We start from the raw sequence: 19,851 nt of genomic DNA, 5'->3' as shown, positions 1-19,851 counted from the left end.
CCGTCGGAGCGATCCGGCGGGGCTTTTGTTTGGGCGGGTCAGACGCGTCCCGATATCCGCGCGCGCAGGAAATTGCCGAGCGCGACGAACAGCATCTCGCGCGCGTCGCCGCCCAGCATTTCGGCGAGCAGCCAGTCGAAATGCACGCGATTGCCGTGCGCCGCGGCGCCGACCATCGCGGCGAGCAGCGCCTCGTCGTGGCTGACCCGCGGGCAACAGGGCGGCGCGACCGCGAAGGCTTCGGGCCAGACGTGCGCGATCGCCTCGACGACGACACGGTAGCGGCGCGCGGCAAGGATGTTGCCCCAGCGCCGCTCGAGTTCGGGCATCGGATCGCGGCCGGCGCGGCGGCAGAGGATGCAATAGCGCAGCGCGAGCACCGCTTGTGCCGCGTCGACCGGCAACTCGCGGACGAGCGGCTGGCGGGTCAACTCGCGGATCAGGGTGCTGCTCTCCAACGTCGATCCTCCCGCGCGCCCGGCTCGATACGCAGTCCCGCCGGGCCTCTCGCTTCGAAAAAGATGCCGGCCGCCGCATCGAGCAGCAGCCGGCAGGAGGGGACTGCTCGACCGTGCTATTGAGAATTAATCGCAAATACAAGCAAAAAAGAGAGGCACCCGAAAGTGCCTCTGAATATGCCGGAAAACCGTGCTTCGCCAGTCTGCGTCATCCCGGCGAAGGCCGGGATCTCGACCTGGCTTTACGATGCACCGGCGAGATCCCGGCCTTCGCCGGGATGACGAAGGAAAGGCCGTGATTCGTCCCCGGCCGCACCTTGGTATCAGTCGTCGCCGACCGGCTTGGATTGCAACTGGATATAATTCTGGAGGCCCATGCGTTCGATCAGGTCGAACTGCTTTTCCAGCTCGTCGACATGATGTTCCTCGCTTTCCAGGATGTCGGCGAACAGGTCGCGGCTGACATAGTCGCGCACCTTCTCGCAATGTTCGATCGCGTCCTTGAGCAGCGGGATCGCCTCTTCTTCGAGCGCGAGATCCGCCTTCAATATCTCCTCGACCGTCTCGCCGACGCGCAGCCGGCCGAGCAGCTGGAAATTGGGCAGGCCTTCGAGGAAGAGGATGCGGTCCGCCAGCTTGTCGGCGTGCTTCATCTCGTCGATCGATTCCTCGCGCTCGAAATGCGCGAGCCGCGCGACGCCCCAATTGTCGAGCATACGGTAATGCAGCCAATATTGGTTGATCGCGGTCAGCTCGTTCTTGAGCGCTTCGTTGAGGAAGTCGATGACCTTTTCGTCGCCCTTCATGTCTCTTGTCCTGTCTGTTCTCGGGTAGGGAAGCCGGGCGGCATTATACCGCCCCGGACCCGTTCAGGCCAAGGGTGAAAATGGCGGATTTCTGCGAAAAATCAGGCGGCCTCAACGGCCTCGCTGATGATATTGCGAGCGAATGACAGGCACTGGCCGCACTTGGGTTTGCGACCCAGTTGCGCATAGGCGGCCTTGGCGCAGCGCAATTGGCCGTTCCGCGCGACATCGCGCAGCTGGCTTTCCCTTATTGCGTTGCAGACACAGACGACCATATGCGAATCCCTCTCAACAAGCATGATCTAGGGATAGTGCGAGCGATTCGCAACAGGAAAGTTGCGAACGCCTCGCACGGTCGAACGCGCGAAAAAAGGCGGCGCCCGCCCCTTGCCCGGCGCGCGATTCGCGGGCATAGGCGCGCGCATCTTCCCCCGCCCATCCGCAAAGGTCCGCAGCCATGAAAGTGAATGTCTATGTGACGCTCAAGCCAGGGGTTCTCGACCCGCAGGGCAAGGCGATCCATCATGCGCTCGAAGGACTGGGCTTTGCCGGGGTCGACGATGTCCGCGCGGGGCGCTTCATCGAGCTCGAGGTTGCCGACGACGTCAGCGACGCCGATCTCGATGCGATGTGCGCGAAGCTGCTCGCCAACACCGTCATCGAAAACTACCGCATCGAACGCGCCTGACGCGAACGAAGGGAGCCTCCCCATGAAGACCGCCGTCATCGTCTTTCCCGGCTCCAACTGCGACCGCGACATGGCCGTCGCGCTCGAGACGGTCACCGGCCGCGCCCCCGCGATGGTGTGGCACCGCGAGAGCGCGCTTCCCGACGGAACCGACTTCATCGCGCTGCCCGGCGGCTTTTCCTATGGCGACTATCTGCGCTCGGGCGCGATGGCGGCGCGCTCGCCGATCCTGCGCGCGGTGGTCGAGGCGGCGGGGCGCGGCGTTCCGGTGCTCGGCGTGTGCAACGGCTTTCAGGTGCTCGCCGAGGCGCAGCTGCTCCCCGGCGCGCTGATGCGCAACGCCGGGCTCAACTTCGTCTGCCGCACCGTGCCGCTGACGGTCGAGAACAGCCAGTCGCTGTTCACCGCAAGCTATGCGAAGGGCGAGACGATCCGCATTCCCGTCGCGCATCACGACGGCAATTATTTCGCGGATAGCGCGACGCTTGACCGCATCGAGGGCGAGGGGCGCGTCGCCTTCCGCTACGCCGAACCGGTCAACGGCTCGGCGCGCGACATCGCCGGTGTTCTGAACGACGCGGGCAATGTCCTCGGCATGATGCCGCACCCCGAGCGCGCGATCGACCCCGCGCACGGCGGCACCGACGGGCTACGCCTGTTCGAAGCGGCGCTCGGCGCCCTCGCCTGACGTCAGCGCAGGCACCTCGCGCCGCGCCGGCTGCAACCAGCGGCTGAGGAGCAGGATCACGGTCGGCCAGAAGCAGGTGTTCCAGATGTCATGCCAATGCGCGGCGTCGGGCTGGATCGCGGCGTGTCTCGCCTCGACGGTGAGGTCGAGCCATTCGCCGCCGCACGCCATCGCGACCACCGCGAGCCAGGCGACCAGCCAGCCGCGCGGCCCGCGCCACACGAGCCGCACCGCGAGAAACAGCGCCATGCCGAAATAGATGTGCAGCGCGTCCTTATCGAGGCCGCTCGCTGTGACGATCCACAGCTTGCGCTCCTCGAACAGCGAGGCGAGTTCGATCAGGGTCATGGGGGTCAAACCTTGGCGCGGAAGGGAGAGAAGTCGGTGTCTTCGTCGAACACGTCGACGCCTTCGCGCCGCTTGAGCAGCCCGACGACGGCATAGGTTACCGGGGTCAGCGCGGCTTCCCACGCGGTCTTGATCGCCCATTGCGACAGCACGACCTGCACCAGCTGCTCGGGCGGCCAGCCGGCGAGGCCATAGAAGGCGAGCGGATAGAAGATCAGGCTGTCGAGCCCCTGGCCGACGATCGTCGATCCGATCGTGCGCATCCACAGAAAGCGCCCGCCGGTCGCCAGCTTCATCCGCGCCAGTACATAGGAATTGGCGAATTCGCCGGCCCAGAAAGCGGTCATCGACGCCAGCACGATGCGCCAGCTGTTGCCGAACACGAATTCATAGCTCGGCTGTCCCGGCCAGCCGTCGGCGGGGGGCAGCGCGACGACCACCGCCGCCATGAACGCCATGAAGATCAGCGCCGCAAAGCCCGTCCAGATCACGCGCCGCGCCCGCGCATAGCCATAGACTTCGGTCAACACGTCGCCGATGATGTAGCTGATCGGGAAGAAGAGCACCCCGGCGCCGAACGCCCACTGGCCGCCGTCCGGCATCGGGATATAGGAGGGCTTCGACGCGCCGATGATGTTGCTGAGGAGCAGGATCGCGACGAACGCCGCCATGACGAGGTCGTAATAGCGAAAATGCCGCACGCTCGCGGCGTTGACATGCGCAGGGGCGGGCGCGCGGAACGCGGCGGAAGCGGGCTCGGTCATGGCGTGCTGCTTAACGCGCTTTGCGTCGCGCGCAAACCACGCTATCTGCGCGGGCGCACTCCGGTGCCGCGCGCCCGTAGCTCAGCTGGATAGAGCACCCGCCTTCTAAGCGGGTGGTCGCAGGTTCGAATCCTGCCGGGCGCACCATTCTCGAACAAAAGAGAGAACTGCGGGCGTGGTTTTGGCCACGCCCGCTGCAGCACTCCGGGCCAGCGCGGCGACGGAGCCGCCGATACGGATTTCCCGATCGTTCACGCGCACTTCGCTGAGCAGCAGCCGGGCATAAGCCTGACGCAGATCAGGCTGGCCGTGATGCAGCTTATCACGGAGAAGCAGTGCCAGCTTCTCGATCTTGGCAGGCGTGATTATCGGCTCGGCCATGGCGAGGCGGCGGGTGAGATCGGAAACTTGCTCGGCAAGCTCATCCCGCCGAAACCGGAGGTTGACCAACCGCTCGCGCATCGAAGCGTCCTCGGCATCCATCAGCCCTTTCTCGACCAGTTCCAGCAGCCGGGCGATGCCTGCTTCGGGTTCCTTGCGGTCCTGGCGCATCTGCTGCGGTCGATCGCGGTTGCGATCTTTGCGTTCGATTGCCGTGCGCAGATAGCTGCCCAGCAACTCTTTCAGATGATCGGGCTGCCATATCTGCTTCGTCGCCTAACCGATCGCGATGCCATCGAGCTTGTCCATCGGCATGCGCAGACCCTTGCAGCCGAGGGGGCCTCCTGCGTGATCGAGACCAGTTCGACTCCGGCCTTCCCGTGTTCCCGGATGTAGAGTTCCGAGTGCAACGAGTCCCGGCTGAAGCGGCTCGACGCTGGCCTAGAATGCGTTCGGTTTTGATGGAATCAAACCGGCACTCCAGATTCTTGTTTTGTCGTGATTTCCGAGCCGTGAAATGGTTCGCTTCACTCGCAATCACTCTCTAATAGCCCGATTTGTCGAACACATGGCCCTCGGGATCGAGGTCGCGCAGGTCCAGTCCCCGCGTTTCGCGGCCGAAGCGCGCGACGAGGATCAGCGACAGGGCGGTCGGAAGCGCGATCATCAGCGCGCTGACCGCCAGCGTCGGGATGATCGCAAGGATGGCAAGCGCCTGCGCGAGCACGCCGCCGAGCTTGCTGCACGCCGCGACGAGACCGGTGGCGCGGGCGCGGATACGCAAGGGGAAGCTTTCGGCGGCATAGGGAAGCAGCATCGCGATAATGCCGTTGCTGCCGACGATCAGCAGCGCGACGGGGAGAACGGGGCTGGCACCGGAGGTGATCGCAAGCCACAGCACGCCGGCGAGGCCGAGCAGGGTCACCGCGATCGCGGCGAGCACCGACTTTTTCGTGCTCCACGCGCTATAGATCCACGCGACGAGGAAGACGGTCGGCAGCGCGATCAGCGCCGATGCGGCGAGAAGCTTGCTCGATACCGCCATGCTGTAGCCGCGCGCGACCAGTTCGATCGGCAGCCAGAGCAAGAGGCCGAAATTGACGAGGCCCCAGCAGATCGCGGTCAGGCTGAGTGCGGCGAGCTTTGCCTTCGCGGCACGCGCCATCGGTGCGGCCTGCGACGGAGTCGGTGTCCCCCCGGTCTCGGCCGGCGCCAGACGCCGGACGCTCGAACCGAAGCGCGCCATCACGGCCCGCGCCTCCTCGTGCCGGCCGCGCGCCATCAGGAATTTCGCCGATTCGGGGATGAAGGCGCCGAGCATCACGAGGAGGAGCCCGCTCGGCAGATTGGCGAGCCACAGGATGCGCCAGCTGTAGGTCGGCACCAGCCACGCCGACATCAGGCTCGCCGCCGCATAGCCGCCGACCGCGCCGAGGCCGCCGACGAGCACGAGGCTCCAGCCGCGGTGGCGGCTCGGCATCATTTCGGCGAGCAGCGCATAGGTGACGGGCAGCATCCCGCCTGCCGCGGCGCCCATCAGGAAGCACATGCCGATGTTCCACGCGAGCGACGGCATCGCGCCGCAGATCGAGGTGCCGACGAACATCACGGCGGACAGGAGGATCGACGCCTTGCGGCCATAGACGTCGGCGACGACGCCCCACAGAAAGGAGCCGAGCACCGTGCCGATCAGCGCGAAGAAGGGGACGAGCGAGACGGTTTCGCGCGGCACCCGATATTCGTCGATCATGCCGGGGATGGTGAAGCCGAGGCTCGCGGGCTTCATCACGTCGATGATCAGCGCGACGACCAGCACGAACATCAGCCGCCAATGCGCGGGCGAGAGCGGCGCATCTTCGGGCGCGGTGACCGCGAGTTCGCCCGACGCAGCGAGCTGCCGCGTCAGGTTGCGCGGCAGCAGGCCATAGGCGGCGACGCCGATTCCGCCGACGATCAGCCACATGCCGGCGATCATGCCGGGGTCCATCGCCATGCCCGCCATGTGGAAACCCATCGACCGGCCCATCCAGAACATCGGCAGGTGAAGGAGCACGCCGATCGTCACCGCGGCGACGCCGATCAGAAAAATCCAGGTCCGGCGTTCCTTGCCGGCGATCGCTTTTTGCACGCGGAAACCCCTCTCCAGTTGCGCGCGGTCATTCCACAGCCGTGAGGGCGGAGCAATATGGGATCGTCCTTTGGGGGACGACACGTCGACGGTTTCATCGCCGTTTCAAAGCCTCGCACGAAGCCACGAAGACGTCGCGCAGGGCGCTGCGCTTGCTTTCCAAGCCGCGCGAAGCGCCCTTCCTCTTCATCGCCTTCTGCGGCGGCAAGCGACGACGGAGGATCGCGCCGCTTTGTGGCTTCGTGTCTTTGTGCGATATCCTGCAATGCCACAGCCTGAACCGGCGCATCCGGTCCGATGTCAAAGCGTAGCGACCCGCACGATCGGCGCCGCAACCAGGCCCGCGACGAGCAGATATTGCAGCAGGCGCTTCGGGCGCCGCGCCGGGAGGGCGATCGCGGCGGCGGGAACCAGCACCGAAAGGGTCCAGAAGATCGCCGTCAGCGGCGCATCGTTGCCGATCAGCAGCCGCGCGAGGAAAGTCAGGGCGAGCGCCAGCGGAACGCCCCAGATCACCCCGTCCCACAGGCTGCGCAGCCGCGGCTCGTGGAGGCCGCGCCGCGCGCGCTTGCCGAGCCAGATCGAGGTGCCGGTCGCGACGACGACGGTGAGCGCGAGCCCGAAGACGATATAGGCGAGCTTGACCGGCAGGCCGCCGTAATTGCCGAAGTGAAGATTATAGGTCGACGCCGCGAGCTGCTGGCCGAGGTGTCCGTCGGCGAGGCCGACGCTCCCCTCGAAGCGCCCGTCGGCGCCGAAATTATAGCTTTCGCCATAGATCAGGCGCTGCGGATGCTCGGCGATGATCTGGACATGCTGGCCGCGCGTCTGCGGATCGTGGACGATGACATAGGTCGGGCGCACTTCGGGGTGTTCGGCGGCGATCCAGGCGAGCGGCTTTGCGATGTCGGCGAGCGGCGCGGGGCTGGGGTCGGGCGCGGCTTCGTCGCCGAAGATCGGGGCATAGGCGGCCTCGAGATCGCCCTTGTAGAAGGCGGTGGCGAGGCCATAGGCACCGACCGAGCCGAGCCCGATCATCGCGCCGGTGAGCGCGATCGCGAGCGCGAAGGGCAGCGTCCAGACGCTCAGCCGGTTGTGCCAGTCGGCGAGGCCGACGCCCTGATTGTCGCGGGCGCGGAGGCGAAAGGCATCGCGAAAGATGCGCGGGTGCGCGATCACGCCCGACAGCGACAGCGCGACGATCATCACGCCCAGAATGCCGACGATCATCATGCCGACGAGCCCCGGAATGTTGAGCGCATAATGGGCGGCGAGCAGGAATTCGGACCAGGCGTTTTCCTCGGGGCCGGCGATCGTGCCGTCGGCGTTCGCATGGACCGCCTGGCTGTCGGTGGTGATCGTCGTGCGCGGCAGGCCGGGGACCGGCATATGGACATAGAGGTGCGTCGTGCCGGGCTTGCCCTTTTCGCTCGCGAGCACCACGGCGGCGGCTTTTTGCACCGCGTCGGGCGCGATCGTCAGCATTTCGGGTGCGTCCGGCTGCTCGATGCGCTGCCATTCCTGATAGAGAACGACGACCGTGCCGGTCAGGCAGACGAGATAGAGGAGCGCCGAGGCGATGAGGCCGATCGCGGCGTGCGCGTGGAGCGCGCGCTGGACGGTGGTCTTGGCGATGGGCTGGGTCATGCTGCGCCTCCGATCCAGATCAGGCCCCAGATCAGGCCGAGGCTCGCCGCCGCGGGAAGCGCGAGCCAGACGAATTGCGCGCGGCGGCTTGGCAGCATCAGCAGCACGAAGGCGAGCATTCCCCAGACGAGCGGCAGCAACAGCAGCGCGAGGGCGTTGCTGTCGGCGTCGGCCCAGCCGGCGAGCGCCGCCAGCGCCCGCGCGCCGAGCGCGACGAGCAGCGACGCGATCAGCGCGAGCGGCACGGTGATCGCGAAAGTGGTGATGCGGCGGCCGATGCGGCGCGGCTCGCCCGCTTCGGGAAGAATATGCGCCTTGCGGTCGGAGGCGCGCGCCTTGCCCGCGCGCGCCGTCGCCGCGGCGTGCACGAGGAGCAGCGCCGCGGTGCCCATCGCGAAGAGCGACACGATCGCGGCGCCCCACGCGCCATTGCCGGCGATACCGAGCGCGGCCGCGACGAGCAGCAGCGCCCACGCCGCGCCATTCTGCGCCGCCGACCGCCTCGGCAGGCCCCAGGCGCGGCGGAGCAGCAGGATCGCCGCGACCGCCGCCGCCGACCCGAACCAGACGAGGGGCGAGGCGGTGCTCACCGGAAGCGGTAGCCGACGGTCGCCATCACGTTGCGCGGCGCGCCCATGAAGCAGTCGCCGCGTGCGAGGCAGGAGGCGTAATAGTCGTTGCCGAAGAGGTTGGTCGCGTTGACGGCGAAGCGCCAGTCATCCCAGCTGATCTCGGCGAGTGCGTCGACCGTTGTGTTGCTCGGCGTCGTGATGTTCCACGCCGGACCGTCCGACCGGCGCTTGCCGTTATACACGACGCCGGCGCCGAGGCGCAGCTGTGCCTCACCGGGCAGGCCGAAACTTTTGGTCGACCAGATCGAGGCGATGTGGCGCGGCAGATAGTCGAGATCGGTGTTCGTCTCCGACTTGAGCTTGTTATAGCCATAGTTGACCAGCAGCTCGAAATTGCCGGGCAGCGTGTGGCTCGCCTCGAACTCGATGCCCTTGGTCGTGAGCTCGCCCGACTGGGTGGTCGAGCTGCCCTCGCCATAGAGAACGCGGTTGCGTTCCTTGATGTGGAAGGCGGTGATCGTGACCAGCGTGCCCGGATCGGGCTGCCACTTGATGCCCGCTTCGAACTGCTTGCCGGTCTGCGGCTTGAAGGGGTCGCCAATGGTGCCGTCGACATCGGTCAGCGAGCCGGCGATCGGCAGGAAGCTTTCGGTGTAGCTGAAGAAGGGCGACAGCCCCGCGCCGATCTCGCCGATGATGCCGGCGCGGAAGGTGGTCGCATTGTCCTTCTGTCCCGACGAGCCCGTGACCCGGTCGCGCCGTGCGCCGAGCACGACCGAGACACGGTCGTAGAAGCGGATCTGGTCCTGGACATAGACGCCGAGCTGCTTTTGCGACTCTTCGGCGAAGGGGCCTGACGGATCGTAGGTCAACAGCGCGTCATAGTCGATGTCGTAGAGGTCGATGATCTCATATCCGCCAGCATAGCGCTTGCCGACCTTGTTCCAGCTATAGTCGAGGCCGACGAGCAGCTTGTGCTCGATATTGGCGCCGGTGTTGAAGTTGAACTGCAGATTATTGTCGGTCGAAAAGACGTTCATCCGCGCGTCGCTGGCGTCGGCATAGAGGCCGATCGTGCGATGGTCGGGGCCATAGGGATCGGTCGGATTGCTGTAGCTGTTCGTATAATGGGTGAAATATTCGAGGTCGCTGTCGATATAGCGCGCCTTGAGGCTGAGCCGCACCGCGTCCGAAAAGTCGTGGGTGACGCTGCCCATCCCTTGCAGCGAACGGCCCGCATAGCGATCCAAGCCGGGCTTGCCGACGAAGGTGAAGCGGTCGAGCGGCCCCGGCGCGCCGGGGTTGGGCTTGAAGGTGCCGACGATCGGCAGGAATTGCGAGGTCGAGCCGCCGTCGTCCTCCTGATAGAGACCGGTCAGCACGACGTCGGTGTCGGGGGTCGGCTGCCAGCGGATCGACGGCGCGAACATCACGCGATCGTCGGGAACATGGTCGACATAGGTGTCGGCGTCGCGCAGCCGGCCGACCCCGCGCACTGCCAGCGTATCCGACACGGCATAGTTGACGTCGGCCAGCAATTCCTTGCGGTTGTAGCTGCCATAGACGGCGCTGACCTCGCCGTGCGTGACGAAATCGGGGGTCTTGGAGACGAGGTTGACGATGCCGCCGATCGAGCCCTGGCCGAAGAGCACCGAGGCGGGGCCGCGGACGATTTCGACGCGCGAGAAATTATAGGGGTCCGACGTGATGCTGGCGTAATAGGAAAAGATGTCGCGCATCCCGTCGCGGAATTGCAGCGCGTCGATCCCGCGCACGTTGAAGCCGTCGACGCGCGTGTCGCGGCCATAGGGGTTGGCGAGGACGCCGGCGGCATATTTCACGGTGTCGCTGATGCTGATCGCGCCCTGCGCCTCATATTGTTCGGCGGTGATGACCTTGACCGGTTGCGGCAGTTCGGTGAGCGCGGTGTCGGTCTTGGTCCCGGCATAGCCGGTGACGACGATCTGGTCCTGAGCCAGTTCGTCGGCCGATGCAGCCTCTTCGGCCAGCGCCTGGCCGCTCGCGAGCGCCGTGCAGAGGAACAAGGTGAAACGCGCGACTCTCATGAAAGACCCCCAATTCGGATAAGCAACGGAGAGGGGCAACTAATGAGAGTCAATCGCATTAGCAACATACTTCCTCGAATTTTTTTGGTGCGGTCCGCCGGTCGGTTTCCGTGCCCGCCGGCGCCGAGGGCGGTTGCATCGTTCTCGCCGGATATGACTTCGCCGGACCCTCGAAGCGCTCCGCCCCGGCTGCTTCGGGTTTTGGCACGGCCGCGGGAAAGCGCGGCATCGGCGCGGTCGACGATCCGGCCGACGCCCGGGCGCGGCGGTGTCGCCCGCTATGCGCGAAGCGCCCGGGCCGGGCAGGCGGTGCCGCGGAAAGCGGGTCGCAGGCGCCCCGCGGCACCGCCGCCCCCCCGATCGTTCCGGCCGAGGTCCGGATCGCGCTCGAGGAGCTGGCGGCGGCTGCGATCGCGAACCGATCGACGGCGCACAAAGCCCCTCCAAAGGTTCGAAAACGCGATGACCTCCGGCCAGGCGCCCGCTGTCTGAACCCTTTGCCGCGGCATCGCCTATCCGCATTTTCCCGTAGGCGGCGGACGGCGCGAAGCTTCGCCGCGGGGCCGGTCAGCCCGCCATCCGCTCCATCGCGCCGCGGTCGTGGATGACGACCGCGCGGCGCGACGGGAGGTCGACGATGCCGTCGGCGCGCAGGCGCGTCAGCTGGCGGCTCGTCGTCTCGATCGTCAGGCCCAGAATGTCGGCGATCTGTTGCCGGCCGAAGGGGAGTTCGAAGCCCGCTTCCTTGCGGTCGAGCCGGGCAAGCCGATCCGACATTTCGAGGAGAAAGGAGGCGACCTTCTGCGAGGCCGATTTGCGCCCCAGCAGCAGCATCCAATAACGGGCGCGATCGAGCTCATCGAGCGTGCGGCGGAGCAGCTTGTGCTGCAGATGCGGGTGCGCCGCGGCAAAGGCGTCGAAGCTGTTGCGGTTATAGATGCATACTTCGGCATCGGTCAGTGCGGTCACCCGATAGGGGCTTTCCTTGCCGAACGGCCGGCCGATGAAATCGGATGGAAAGACCAGCCCGACGATCTGTTCGCGCCCGTCGGCGGCGGCGACGACGAGCTTGAGCACGCCGCCGATCACATTGGCGATCAGCGGGACGTCTTCGCCCTCCCAGATCAGCGTATGGCCCGCCGGCACGCGCTGATGGCGCGCCATCCGGCTGAACGCGGCGAGTTCGTCGCCGTCGAGACTCGCGCAAATCGCGCGGCCGCGCACCGGACAGGACTGGCAATTGCTCATCGGCGTACCCCGGATTGGACAAATATCTGTGGCCTGCTTTTATGCGAGCCGGGCGCCGATGGGAGTAGGGAAGAGTACGTAGCTGGCGCAGCGAGCGGGTCTCCGCCGCGGCTGCCCGCGTGTAAGGAAAATTGCGTAACGACCGCGGCGCCGATTGGACGCACGAAAAGGCCGTTGGTCTGCGGCGAGCGAGAGGAGAAAGGATGAGCGCGATCGGCGATGTGCCGCTGCTCGCGGAGCTCGCGCTGTCGCTCGGTCTCGGGCTGCTGATCGGCGTCCAGCGCGGCTGGACGCTGCGCCACGAAGCGGCGGGCAGCCGCTTTGCCGGCATCCGCACCTATGGGCTGCTCGGGCTGACCGGCGGCATCGCCGGGGTGATCGAGCCGATCGACCGCCCCGTCGCCGTCCTGCTCCTCGGCGGTGCCGCGCTGCTCATCCTCTTCGGCTATGCACGCACCGCGCGGACGCGCGGCAGCGTCAGCGGGACGGCGGGCATCGCGGCGCTGATCGCGCTCGCCTGCGGCTATCTTGCGACGCGCGGCGAAGCGCGGATCGCGTCGATCGCCGCGGTGACGACGACGCTGCTCCTCACGCTGCGGCCGCAACTGCATCGCTGGGTCGGCACGCTGACCGAAGCCGAGGTCGGGGCGATCGCGCGCTTCGCCCTGATCGCCGCGGTGATCCTGCCGCTGCTGCCCGACCGCGCGCTCGGCCCCTATGATGCGTGGAATCCCCGGCAGCTCTGGCTCGTCGTCGTGTTCGTTTCGGGCTTTTCCTTCGCCGGCTATATCGCCGGCAAGCGCTTTGGCGCGACGCGCGGAACGCTGGCGATGGCGGCGACCGGGGCGATGGTGTCGTCGACCGCGGTGACGACCGCGCTCGCGACCCGCTTGCGTGACGAAGCCGAAAATGCGCCCATCCTGATCGCCGGCATCGCGGCCGCATCGGTCGTGATGCAGCTGCGCGTGATGCTGCTCGTCGCCTTGATCGCGCCGCGCGCGCTCGAGTCGCTGGCGCTGATTGTCGTGCCGGCCTTGCTGGTCAGCCTCGCCGCGACCGGCTGGGCGCTGCTCGCGGCGCGGCGCGGCGACGGCGCGACGGCGGCGCCGGTGGAATTGCGCAATCCGCTCAACTTCGGACCGGCGCTCGGTCTGACCGCGCTGGTGATGGTCATGGCGCTGCTCGTGCGCTGGTTGATGGAGCGCGTCGACGACACGGCCATCGCGGCGCTGCTCGCGCTGTCGGGAATTGCCGACGTCGATGCGGCGATCATCACGATCGGCGGTCTGCCGGCAGGGGTGCTGGGTGCGCGCGCCGCGGGGATGGCGATCGCCGCGTCGGTACTGGCGAACACCTTGCTCAAGGCGATCATTCCGCCGGCGCTTGCGCGCACGCGCCGCGGCTGGACCGCCGCATTGCCGCTGGTCGCCAGCGCAATTGCGGGGACATTGGCGGCGGCGGCGCTGCTGCTTTGACGCTCAGCGGTCCGACAGCTTGTTTCGCTGAGGCAGTACGGCGGTCAACAGCGCGGCGAGCGTCGGCGTGCCGAGCTTGCGCATGACGTGCGCGCGATGCACTTCGACGGTTCGGTGGCTGATCCCCAGTTCCTCCCCGATCCGCTTGTTGGTCAAGCCGCGCACCAGCCCCGCGACGACGTCGCGCTCGCGTTCGGTCAGCGCGTCGATCGAAGGATGAGAGGCGCGGGGGCTCACGGGCGGGCGTTCGACTGACATGCCGTCCTTTTACCGCGCGCGGCGACAGGGTCGCTACGTATTGCTCCCTATGCACCGAGCCCGGCGGCGAAGGCGAGGCGCAGCGCGTCCGACAGGCTGCGCACCTCGAGCTTCGCCATCAGATTGGCGCGATGCACCTCGACGGTGCGCGGCGAGATGCCGAGGTCATAGGCGATCGTCTTGTTCGGCAGGCCCTGCGCCAGCCCTTCGAGCACTTCGCGCTCGCGCGGGGTGAGCACGCCGAGCACGACATTGGCTTCGGCGGCGCGCCGGGCGGCGCTGCCGGCGGCGCTCATCCGCTCGAAAGCCGCCTCGATCGCACCGAGCAGCACCGCCTTTTCAAAGGGCTTTTCGAGGAAATCGACCGCCCCCGCCTTCATCGCGCGCACTGCGATCGACACGTCGGCGTGGCCGGTGAGGACGATCACGGGCATCGTCACGCCGCGGTCGAGCAGCGCCTGCTGCACTTCGAGCCCGTCCATCTCGGGCATCCGCACGTCGAGCAGGATGCAGCCGTCGGGGGCGTGGCGAACCTCCTTCAGAAAGGCCGCGCCGTGCGGCCAGGTCTGAACGTCATAGCCCGAGGTCTTGAGCATGAACCCCGCCGACCGGCGAATGGCGTCCTCGTCGTCGACGATGTGAACCAGCTTCCTATCCGTCATCGCGCTCTTCCCCGTTCGCGCTCATCAGCGTGAAATGAAATTGGGTGCCGCCGTCGTCGCCCGCCTCCATCCAGATGCGGCCGCCGTTCGCTTCGACGATCGTGCGGCAGATCGACAGGCCCAGCCCCATGCCCCCCGCCTTGGTGCTGACGAAGGCGGTGAACAATCGTCCGGCAAGGTCGGCGGGCACGCCGGCACCGGTATCGGCGACGACCACCCGGACGAAACCCGGCTGGTCGGGGCGGCTCGATACGGTCAGCCGGCGCACCGGGCAATCGCTCATCGCCTCGACCGCATTGCGGATGAGGTTGATCAGCACCTGCTGGATCTGAACCTTGTCGACGAGCACGGGGGAGGCATAGGGGTCGAGGTCGAAGCGCGGCTCGACGCCCTTTTCGCGCGCGCCGATCAGGCCGAGCACCGCCGCCTCGTTGATCAGGACCGGCAGATTCTCGATCGTCTTCTCGACCTCGCCGCGCGCGACGAAATCGCGCAGCCGGCGCACGATATGCCCGGCGCGCAGCGCTTCCCTGGCCGTGTCGTCCAGCGCTTCGCGGATCATCGGCATGTCGTCGGGGTCGGGGTCGGCGAGCATGTCGCGGATCGCCTCGACATAGTTGGCGACCGCGGTGAGCGGCTGGTTGAGCTCGTGCGCGAGCGTCGATGCCATCGTCCCCATCGCGCTGAGACGCGACACATGGATGAGTTCGGATTGCAACGATTCGAGCCGCGCTTCGGTCTGTTGCCTTTCGGTGAGGTCGCGGATGAAGCCCGTGAACAGCGGATGCGCATCGTTCGCCGCCTCGCCGATCGACAATTCCATCGGAAAGGTCGATCCGTCCTTGCGCTGGCCGAACACGACGCGGCCGATCCCGATGATCCGCTTTTCGCCCGTCCGCAGATAGCGCTGGATATAGCCGTCGTGGCGCTCGCGGTCGGGCGAGGGCATCAGGATGCTGACATTGGCGCCGAGCAATTCGGCTTCGTCATAACCGAACAGCCGCTCGGCGGCGGCGCTGAACGACAGGATCAGCCCGCGGTCGTCGATGACGACCATCGCGTCGGGGACGGTCGACAGGATCGAGCGCAAATGGCTTTCCTGCGCGCGCAGCGCATCCTCGGTCGCACGCCGGGCGGTGATGTCGGACACGACCGTCGCAAAGCCGCGCAGCCTGCCGTCGGCGTGGCGCAGCGCGGTGATCGAAACCTCGGCGAGAAATTCGGCCCCATCCTTGCGAACGCGCCAATCCTCGGTAGTGAATTTCCCGCTCTGGCCGGCCTCGGCCAGATCTTTGCCGGGCCGTCCCGCCTCGACGGCATCGGCGGGATAGAAGATCGCGGCGTCGCGCCCGATGACCTGATCCTCGGTCCAGCCGAGCAGCCGCTGCGCACCGCGGTTCCAGATCGACACCCGGCCCGCCGCATCGAGGAGATAGAGCGCATAGCCCTGCGCGCCGTCGATCAGCAGCGCGAGTTCCTCGCTGGCCCCGTCGCCCGCGCCGGGTGCCATGTCGATACGGGCTTTGCCATCGTGCCGGCGCAATCTGCTCTCCCTTGAATGCCGTTCGCATAGCACGGGCGGCGGCACGCCGCTCAAGGGTTTTGGCTAATGCCCCATGTCGGCGGCCGATGCCGTTGCCGCACTCGCTCCGGGCGGGCGGAGCAGGATGACGAGCGGCACCGAAATCAGCGTCACCCACATCATCGCCCAGAAATCGTCGATATAGGCGACCATCGCCGCCTGCTTGTTGATCTCGGCATTGACGATCGCGAGCGCGCCACCGCCGAGCGCGCCGAACCGGTCGGCGGTCGACGGGTCGATCAGCGGCACCGAACCGCTGGTGATATGCGCGGCGAGGTCGGCGTGGCTGACCTGCGTGTTGGTTCCGAGCAGCGTCGTCACCACCGAAATGCCGACCGACCCGCCGACGCTGCGCAGCAGGTTGAGCAGGCTTGCGCCATCGGTGCGCCACGTCGGGCCGAGCGTTGCAAAGGCCATGGTATTGAGCGGAATGAAGATCAGACCCATGCCGAGGCCCTGGACGAGCCCGCTGACGACCACCGGCCACGCCCCCATCGTCAGCGACCAGTGGCTCATCTGCCACAGCGAATAGGCGGCGATGACGAGGCCGCTGCCGACGAGCCAGCGCGCGTCGATCTTGCCGAGCAGCCGCCCCGCGATCGCCATGCTGATGAAAATCCCTATGCCGCGCACCGCGAGCACCCAGCCGGTGTCGATCACCGGCCAGTCGAACAGCCGCTGGAGCATCGGGGGAAGCAGCGCCATCGACGAGAACATGACCACGCCGATCACCACCATGAATCCGAGCGCGGTCAGCAGGTTGCGGTCGGCGAGCATCTTTCGATCGAACAGCGTGTTGCGCCCGGTAAGCAGGTGGATGACGAACATCCACAAACAAGCGACCGACACGCCGCACTCGATCCAGATTTCGATGCTGTCGAACCAGTCCTCCTGTGCGCCGCGGTCGAGCATCAATTGCAGCGAGGCGAGGCCGAGCGCGAGCATCGAAAAGCCGAACAGGTCGAACTTGCGGCTCTTGCGCCCCGTCGCGGGCAGCAGCGCCCACATCAAGGCAAAGGTCGCCGCGCCGACGGGCAGGTTGACGTAAAAGACCCAGCGCCAGTTCGCGCTCTCGGTCAGCCAGCCGCCGATGATCGGCCCCAGGATCGGCCCGACCATGATCCCCATGCCCCAGATCGACATCGCGCGCGCGTGGCGCTCGGGCGGATTGATGTCGAGCATCACCGACTGCGATAATGGGCCGATGAACGCCGCGCTGATCCCCTGGAGGAAGCGGAACAGGACCATTTCCTCGAGATTCTGCGCCGCGCCGCACGCCATCGAGGCGATGATGAAGCCGAATACGGACAGGAGGAACAGCCTGCGCCGCCCGACGCGGTCGGCGAGCCAGCCGGTGATCGGCATCGCGACCGCGGTCGCGATGATATAGCTGGTCAGCACCCAGTTCACCGTCTCGCTCGTCGCGCCGAGGCTCGACTGCATGTGCGGGATCGCGACGTTGGCGATCGTCGTGTCGAGGATCTGCATCACCGACGCGCCCATCACCGCGACGGTGAGCAGCCCGCGAAACTGGACCTGCTCGTGGAGCGGCCGGTCGTCGCTGACCTGCGTCGCCGCGGGCGCGGCGCGGCGGGGGAAGGCGCGGCTCGCCATGACCGCTCCGTTACTTGCAGCCGCCCGAGGTGATGACCTTCACGTCGGTCGACAGCCCCGCGATCATCGCGCGCGAGGGCACTTCGTCGAAGGCGATGCGCACGGGGACGCGCTGCGTGACCTTGACCCAGTTGCCGGTCGCATTCTGTGCCGGCAGGACCGAAAACTCGCTGCCGGTGCCCGCGCCGATCGTCTCGACATGGCCGCGAACCTTCAGCCCCGGATAGGCGTCGAAGGTCATTTCGGCGGGCTGGCCGACGCACATGTCGGCAAGGTCGGTTTCCTTGAAATTGGCCTCGACGCGCGGATGCTCGGTATCGACGAGCGTCACCGCGGGCAGCCCCGCGACCATCATCTGGCCGATCTGGAGCCGGTCCGATTCGGCGACGCGGCCGCCGCTCGGCGCGCGCACTTCGGTGCGGCCGAGATTGACCTCGGCCTGCGCGCGCTGGACGCGCGCGGCTTCGACCTCGGGGTTGGTGCCGCTGCCGCCGGTCGCCAGCCTGGCGCGCGCTTCGGCGGCGTCCGCGCGGGCCTGTCCGAGCCGCGCGCGCGCCTGTTCGACCGCATGTTTCGCCGCATCATAATCGGCCTTGGTCGTGAAGCCCTTGGCCATCAGCGCCGCCTGCCGCTCGAAGCGCGACTGAGCGAAGGCGATGTCCTCCTCGGCCGCCTTGATGTCGACGTTGGTCGCCGCAAGGCTGGCGTTCAGATTGCCGACATCGACCCGGGCCGAAGCGATCGCCGCGCTCGCCTGCGCGACGGTCAGCGCATAGGGCTGCGGGTCGATGCGAAAGAGCAGTTGGCCCTTCTTGACGAGCTCGCCTTCGTCGACCGCGACCTCGGTGATCAGTCCGCCGACCTCGGCCGCGACCGACACCTTGTCCATCTGGACATAGGCGTTGTCGGTCGACACCGATCCGCCGCTGAGCAGCCACCAGGCACCACCCGCGAGCGCCAGTGCCAGCGGCATGCCGAACATCAGCGCGCGGGTGCGCCAGTTCGGCCTGGCTTCGGTTTCGGCGGCCGCAGGCGGTGCCGGCGCGGGCACCGGATCGGCCTTCGGCGCCGCCTTGGGCGGTTTCACCCCTTCGGCGCGCGTCGCGGCACCGGGGCGGTCGGGGGAGAGCTGGTCCATTATATGGCCTCTTTTTCTCGTTCGGATTCGGGGATCGCATCGCGGCGCGACAGGTTGCAGCGGACGCGGCCGACAAGCGCGATCAGCTGGGCGCGCTCGGCATCGCTCAGCCCCTCGGTCGCTTCCTCGGCGAGCGCGTCGGTGGTGCGGCGCATCCCGTCGAGCAGCGCGTCGGCGCGCGGCGTCAGATAGAGCAGCCAGGCGCGGCGGTCGGTCGGATCGGCGCGGCGCTCGACGAGGCCCGACTCCGCAAGCCGGTCGACCATGCGCGACAGGGTGATCGGCTCGACCTCGATGAGATCGGCGAGCGGCCCCTGCCTGATGCCTTGGTGGCGCCTGAGATAGACGAGCAGCCGCCATTGCAGCGCGGTGATACCGCTGTCGCGGGTGCGCGCGTTGAAGGCACGGCGGAACAGCCGCGCGGTGTCGTTCAAGAGGAAGCCGATCGTCTCGCTCATGGCGCTGCATATAATAGCAATTGCTACTATAAACAATGCTGCGTCGCAGCAAAATATCCATTGCGGTGGCGATTGCCGCGCGGGTGCTTGAATTACGCCGCATTTTCGGCAGGATGGCGCCAATGACCCTGTCCGCCGATCTGTTCTGGTCCTTTCGCTCGCCCTACAGCTATCTGGCGATCGGCCGCTATCGCGCGCTCAGCGCGAGCCACGACATCGCGATCAACCTGCGCCCCGTCTATCCGCTCGCGATCCGCCAGCCCGATTTTTTCGAACGTAACCATCCGAACTGGCTCAGCTATACGATGCGCGACATGATCCGCGTCGCGCAGTTCCACGGCATCCCCTTCGGCCCGCCGCGCCCCGACCCGATCGTCCAGAATGTCATGACGCGCGAGATCGCGGCCGATCAGCCCTATATCTATCGCCTGACCCGGCTCGGCCAGGCGGCGTCGCGGCGCGGCAAGAGTCTCGCCTTTTGCGACGAGGTCGCGCAGCTGATCTGGGGCGGGGCGGAAAACTGGCACCTCGGCGACCATCTCGCGGGCGCCGCGCGACGGGCTGGGCTCGACCTTGCCGAACTCGATGCCGAAGTCGAGCGCGAGGCCGAGGCGCTCGACACCGAAATCGCGTCGAACCAGGTCGCGCTCGAAATCGCCGGCCATTGGGGCGTGCCGACGCTGGTTTTCGACGGCGAGCCCTTCTTCGGTCAGGACCGGATCGAGATGGCGAAGTGGCGCATGGCGCAAAAGGGGCTCAAGCCGCGCTGAGCGCGGCGGCTCGGCAGCAATCGGGCACGCCGACCGCCTGTTTTCGGGCAACCGCCTTCAATCGCTGGGCAAAAGTCTCTAGGCTAGGCCGGTCAACAAC

The 19,851-nt window shown here is 67.0% G+C and carries 21 protein-coding genes and 1 tRNA gene; 6 read left to right on the top strand and 16 right to left on the bottom strand.

The features are described 5' to 3' along the window. Window positions 1–38: 38 nt before the first annotated feature. From KNJ79_RS16085 to KNJ79_RS16075, 3 genes are all read right to left on the bottom strand, one after another. On the bottom strand, window positions 39–458 hold the full coding sequence (locus KNJ79_RS16085; protein WP_317151832.1) for an addiction module antidote protein: 420 nt from the start codon (window positions 456–458) through the stop codon (window positions 39–41). A 323-nt stretch (window positions 459–781) separates the two neighbouring features. Further along, the gene (gene bfr / locus KNJ79_RS16080; RefSeq protein ID WP_317151831.1) at window positions 782–1,264 is read right to left on the bottom strand and encodes a bacterioferritin; all 483 of its coding nucleotides are present in this window, start codon (window positions 1,262–1,264) and stop codon (window positions 782–784) included. A 101-nt stretch (window positions 1,265–1,365) separates the two neighbouring features. Continuing rightward, window positions 1,366–1,539 (bottom strand): (2Fe-2S)-binding protein, encoded by a 174-nt coding sequence (locus KNJ79_RS16075; protein ID WP_089217416.1) that lies wholly within the window; start codon window positions 1,537–1,539, stop codon window positions 1,366–1,368. A gap of 182 nt (window positions 1,540–1,721) precedes the next feature. Here KNJ79_RS16075 and purS point away from each other — a divergent pair, with 182 nt between their 5' ends. Together purS and purQ are read left to right on the top strand one after the other, a co-directional pair. Continuing rightward, a complete protein-coding gene (gene purS / locus KNJ79_RS16070; protein ID WP_089217415.1) occupies window positions 1,722–1,952 on the top strand; it encodes a phosphoribosylformylglycinamidine synthase subunit PurS in 231 nt (76 codons plus the stop codon). Between the two features lie 22 nt (window positions 1,953–1,974). Further along, entirely contained in the window at window positions 1,975–2,640 is a 666-nt protein-coding gene (purQ, locus tag KNJ79_RS16065; RefSeq protein ID WP_317151830.1) for a phosphoribosylformylglycinamidine synthase subunit PurQ, read from the top strand. Here the strand turns inward: purQ and KNJ79_RS16060 are convergent. Together KNJ79_RS16060 and KNJ79_RS16055 are read right to left on the bottom strand one after the other, a co-directional pair. After that, window positions 2,602–2,988, bottom strand: coding sequence for a hypothetical protein (locus tag KNJ79_RS16060; RefSeq protein WP_317151829.1), 387 nt, complete (start codon window positions 2,986–2,988; stop codon window positions 2,602–2,604). The genes purQ and KNJ79_RS16060 overlap by 39 nt on opposite strands. Window positions 2,989–2,993: 5 nt before the next feature. Further along, window positions 2,994–3,752 carry a queuosine precursor transporter gene (locus KNJ79_RS16055; protein WP_317151828.1) on the bottom strand — a complete coding sequence of 253 codons (759 nt, stop codon included), beginning with the start codon at window positions 3,750–3,752 and terminating at the stop codon, window positions 2,994–2,996. Window positions 3,753–3,822: 70 nt separating this feature from the next. On the opposite strand from KNJ79_RS16055, the gene KNJ79_RS16050 reads away from it, so the two are divergent. Beyond that, window positions 3,823–3,899: transfer RNA gene (locus KNJ79_RS16050), tRNA-Arg, on the top strand. Between the two features lie 165 nt (window positions 3,900–4,064). Beyond that, window positions 4,065–4,529: a hypothetical protein gene (locus KNJ79_RS16045; protein WP_317151827.1), complete on the top strand. Its 465-nt coding sequence runs from the start codon at window positions 4,065–4,067 to the stop codon at window positions 4,527–4,529. A gap of 148 nt (window positions 4,530–4,677) precedes the next feature. On the opposite strand, the gene KNJ79_RS16040 is transcribed toward KNJ79_RS16045, so the two are convergent. The 5 genes from KNJ79_RS16040 to KNJ79_RS16020 form a co-directional block, all read right to left on the bottom strand. After that, window positions 4,678–6,261: an MFS transporter gene (locus KNJ79_RS16040; RefSeq protein ID WP_317151826.1), complete on the bottom strand. Its 1,584-nt coding sequence runs from the start codon at window positions 6,259–6,261 to the stop codon at window positions 4,678–4,680. A gap of 300 nt (window positions 6,262–6,561) precedes the next feature. Continuing rightward, window positions 6,562–7,908 carry a PepSY-associated TM helix domain-containing protein gene (locus tag KNJ79_RS16035; RefSeq protein WP_317151825.1) on the bottom strand — a complete coding sequence of 449 codons (1,347 nt, stop codon included), beginning with the start codon at window positions 7,906–7,908 and terminating at the stop codon, window positions 6,562–6,564. Next, a complete protein-coding gene (locus KNJ79_RS16030; protein ID WP_317151824.1) occupies window positions 7,905–8,498 on the bottom strand; it encodes a hypothetical protein in 594 nt (197 codons plus the stop codon). Before KNJ79_RS16030 ends, KNJ79_RS16035 begins: the two co-directional genes overlap by 4 nt. Beyond that, entirely contained in the window at window positions 8,495–10,546 is a 2,052-nt protein-coding gene (locus KNJ79_RS16025; protein ID WP_317151823.1) for a TonB-dependent siderophore receptor, read from the bottom strand. Before KNJ79_RS16025 ends, KNJ79_RS16030 begins: the two co-directional genes overlap by 4 nt. A 567-nt stretch (window positions 10,547–11,113) precedes the next feature. Further along, window positions 11,114–11,794, bottom strand: a complete 681-nt coding sequence (locus KNJ79_RS16020; RefSeq protein ID WP_317151822.1) for a Crp/Fnr family transcriptional regulator — start codon at window positions 11,792–11,794, stop codon at window positions 11,114–11,116. Window positions 11,795–11,997: 203 nt separating this feature from the next. Here KNJ79_RS16020 and KNJ79_RS16015 point away from each other — a divergent pair, with 203 nt between their 5' ends. After that, window positions 11,998–13,269, top strand: coding sequence for an MgtC/SapB family protein (locus KNJ79_RS16015; RefSeq protein ID WP_317151821.1), 1,272 nt, complete (start codon window positions 11,998–12,000; stop codon window positions 13,267–13,269). Window positions 13,270–13,272: 3 nt separating this feature from the next. Here the strand turns inward: KNJ79_RS16015 and KNJ79_RS16010 are convergent, their stop codons facing one another. The 6 genes from KNJ79_RS16010 to KNJ79_RS15985 all read right to left on the bottom strand — a co-directional run bounded on the left by KNJ79_RS16010 (window position 13,273) and on the right by KNJ79_RS15985 (window position 18,981). Continuing rightward, window positions 13,273–13,527: a response regulator transcription factor gene (locus KNJ79_RS16010; RefSeq protein WP_317151820.1), complete on the bottom strand. Its 255-nt coding sequence runs from the start codon at window positions 13,525–13,527 to the stop codon at window positions 13,273–13,275. A gap of 47 nt (window positions 13,528–13,574) precedes the next feature. Beyond that, window positions 13,575–14,189, bottom strand: coding sequence for a response regulator transcription factor (locus KNJ79_RS16005; protein ID WP_089217392.1), 615 nt, complete (start codon window positions 14,187–14,189; stop codon window positions 13,575–13,577). Beyond that, window positions 14,179–15,699, bottom strand: a complete 1,521-nt coding sequence (locus KNJ79_RS16000; protein WP_089217391.1) for a PAS domain-containing sensor histidine kinase — start codon at window positions 15,697–15,699, stop codon at window positions 14,179–14,181. The genes KNJ79_RS16005 and KNJ79_RS16000 overlap by 11 nt, the downstream gene beginning before the upstream one ends. Window positions 15,700–15,795: 96 nt before the next feature. Further along, entirely contained in the window at window positions 15,796–17,385 is a 1,590-nt protein-coding gene (locus KNJ79_RS15995) for a DHA2 family efflux MFS transporter permease subunit (protein WP_317151819.1), read from the bottom strand. Window positions 17,386–17,395: 10 nt separating this feature from the next. After that, on the bottom strand, window positions 17,396–18,523 hold the full coding sequence (locus KNJ79_RS15990) for an HlyD family secretion protein (protein WP_317151818.1): 1,128 nt from the start codon (window positions 18,521–18,523) through the stop codon (window positions 17,396–17,398). Then, window positions 18,523–18,981, bottom strand: a complete 459-nt coding sequence (locus KNJ79_RS15985; RefSeq protein ID WP_317151817.1) for a MarR family winged helix-turn-helix transcriptional regulator — start codon at window positions 18,979–18,981, stop codon at window positions 18,523–18,525. The genes KNJ79_RS15990 and KNJ79_RS15985 overlap by 1 nt, the downstream gene beginning before the upstream one ends. A gap of 122 nt (window positions 18,982–19,103) precedes the next feature. On the opposite strand from KNJ79_RS15985, the gene KNJ79_RS15980 reads away from it, so the two are divergent. Next, a complete protein-coding gene (locus KNJ79_RS15980) occupies window positions 19,104–19,751 on the top strand; it encodes a 2-hydroxychromene-2-carboxylate isomerase (protein ID WP_089217428.1) in 648 nt (215 codons plus the stop codon). Window positions 19,752–19,851: the final 100 nt, after the last annotated feature.

Origin of the sequence: Sphingopyxis indica, from assembly GCF_032879645.1 — a bacterium.
GTDB lineage: Bacteria > Pseudomonadota > Alphaproteobacteria > Sphingomonadales > Sphingomonadaceae > Sphingopyxis > Sphingopyxis indica.
Note: the sequence above shows the minus strand (reverse complement) of the source record. Positions and strands in the feature narration are given on the sequence as shown.

What these genes read in the sequence shown, in the direction of transcription:
- KNJ79_RS16005 (WP_089217392.1), bottom strand. Translation starts at nt 14,189, where the DNA reads ATGACGGATAGGAAGCTGGTTCACATCGTCGACGACGAGGACGCCATT.
- KNJ79_RS16020 (WP_317151822.1), bottom strand. Translation starts at nt 11,794, where the DNA reads ATGAGCAATTGCCAGTCCTGTCCGGTGCGCGGCCGCGCGATTTGCGCG.
- KNJ79_RS16015 (WP_317151821.1), top strand. Translation starts at nt 11,998, where the DNA reads ATGAGCGCGATCGGCGATGTGCCGCTGCTCGCGGAGCTCGCGCTGTCG.
- KNJ79_RS16035 (WP_317151825.1), bottom strand. Translation starts at nt 7,908, where the DNA reads ATGACCCAGCCCATCGCCAAGACCACCGTCCAGCGCGCGCTCCACGCG.
- KNJ79_RS16055 (WP_317151828.1), bottom strand. Translation starts at nt 3,752, where the DNA reads ATGACCGAGCCCGCTTCCGCCGCGTTCCGCGCGCCCGCCCCTGCGCAT.
- KNJ79_RS15985 (WP_317151817.1), bottom strand. Translation starts at nt 18,981, where the DNA reads ATGAGCGAGACGATCGGCTTCCTCTTGAACGACACCGCGCGGCTGTTC.
- KNJ79_RS16045 (WP_317151827.1), top strand. Translation starts at nt 4,065, where the DNA reads ATGCAGCTTATCACGGAGAAGCAGTGCCAGCTTCTCGATCTTGGCAGG.
- KNJ79_RS16060 (WP_317151829.1), bottom strand. Translation starts at nt 2,988, where the DNA reads ATGACCCTGATCGAACTCGCCTCGCTGTTCGAGGAGCGCAAGCTGTGG.
- KNJ79_RS15980 (WP_089217428.1), top strand. Translation starts at nt 19,104, where the DNA reads ATGACCCTGTCCGCCGATCTGTTCTGGTCCTTTCGCTCGCCCTACAGC.
- KNJ79_RS15995 (WP_317151819.1), bottom strand. Translation starts at nt 17,385, where the DNA reads ATGGCGAGCCGCGCCTTCCCCCGCCGCGCCGCGCCCGCGGCGACGCAG.
- KNJ79_RS16075 (WP_089217416.1), bottom strand. Translation starts at nt 1,539, where the DNA reads ATGGTCGTCTGTGTCTGCAACGCAATAAGGGAAAGCCAGCTGCGCGAT.
- KNJ79_RS16000 (WP_089217391.1), bottom strand. Translation starts at nt 15,699, where the DNA reads ATGGCACCCGGCGCGGGCGACGGGGCCAGCGAGGAACTCGCGCTGCTG.
- KNJ79_RS16010 (WP_317151820.1), bottom strand. Translation starts at nt 13,527, where the DNA reads ATGTCAGTCGAACGCCCGCCCGTGAGCCCCCGCGCCTCTCATCCTTCG.
- purS (WP_089217415.1), top strand. Translation starts at nt 1,722, where the DNA reads ATGAAAGTGAATGTCTATGTGACGCTCAAGCCAGGGGTTCTCGACCCG.
- bfr (WP_317151831.1), bottom strand. Translation starts at nt 1,264, where the DNA reads ATGAAGGGCGACGAAAAGGTCATCGACTTCCTCAACGAAGCGCTCAAG.
- KNJ79_RS15990 (WP_317151818.1), bottom strand. Translation starts at nt 18,523, where the DNA reads ATGGACCAGCTCTCCCCCGACCGCCCCGGTGCCGCGACGCGCGCCGAA.
- KNJ79_RS16025 (WP_317151823.1), bottom strand. Translation starts at nt 10,546, where the DNA reads ATGAGAGTCGCGCGTTTCACCTTGTTCCTCTGCACGGCGCTCGCGAGC.
- purQ (WP_317151830.1), top strand. Translation starts at nt 1,975, where the DNA reads ATGAAGACCGCCGTCATCGTCTTTCCCGGCTCCAACTGCGACCGCGAC.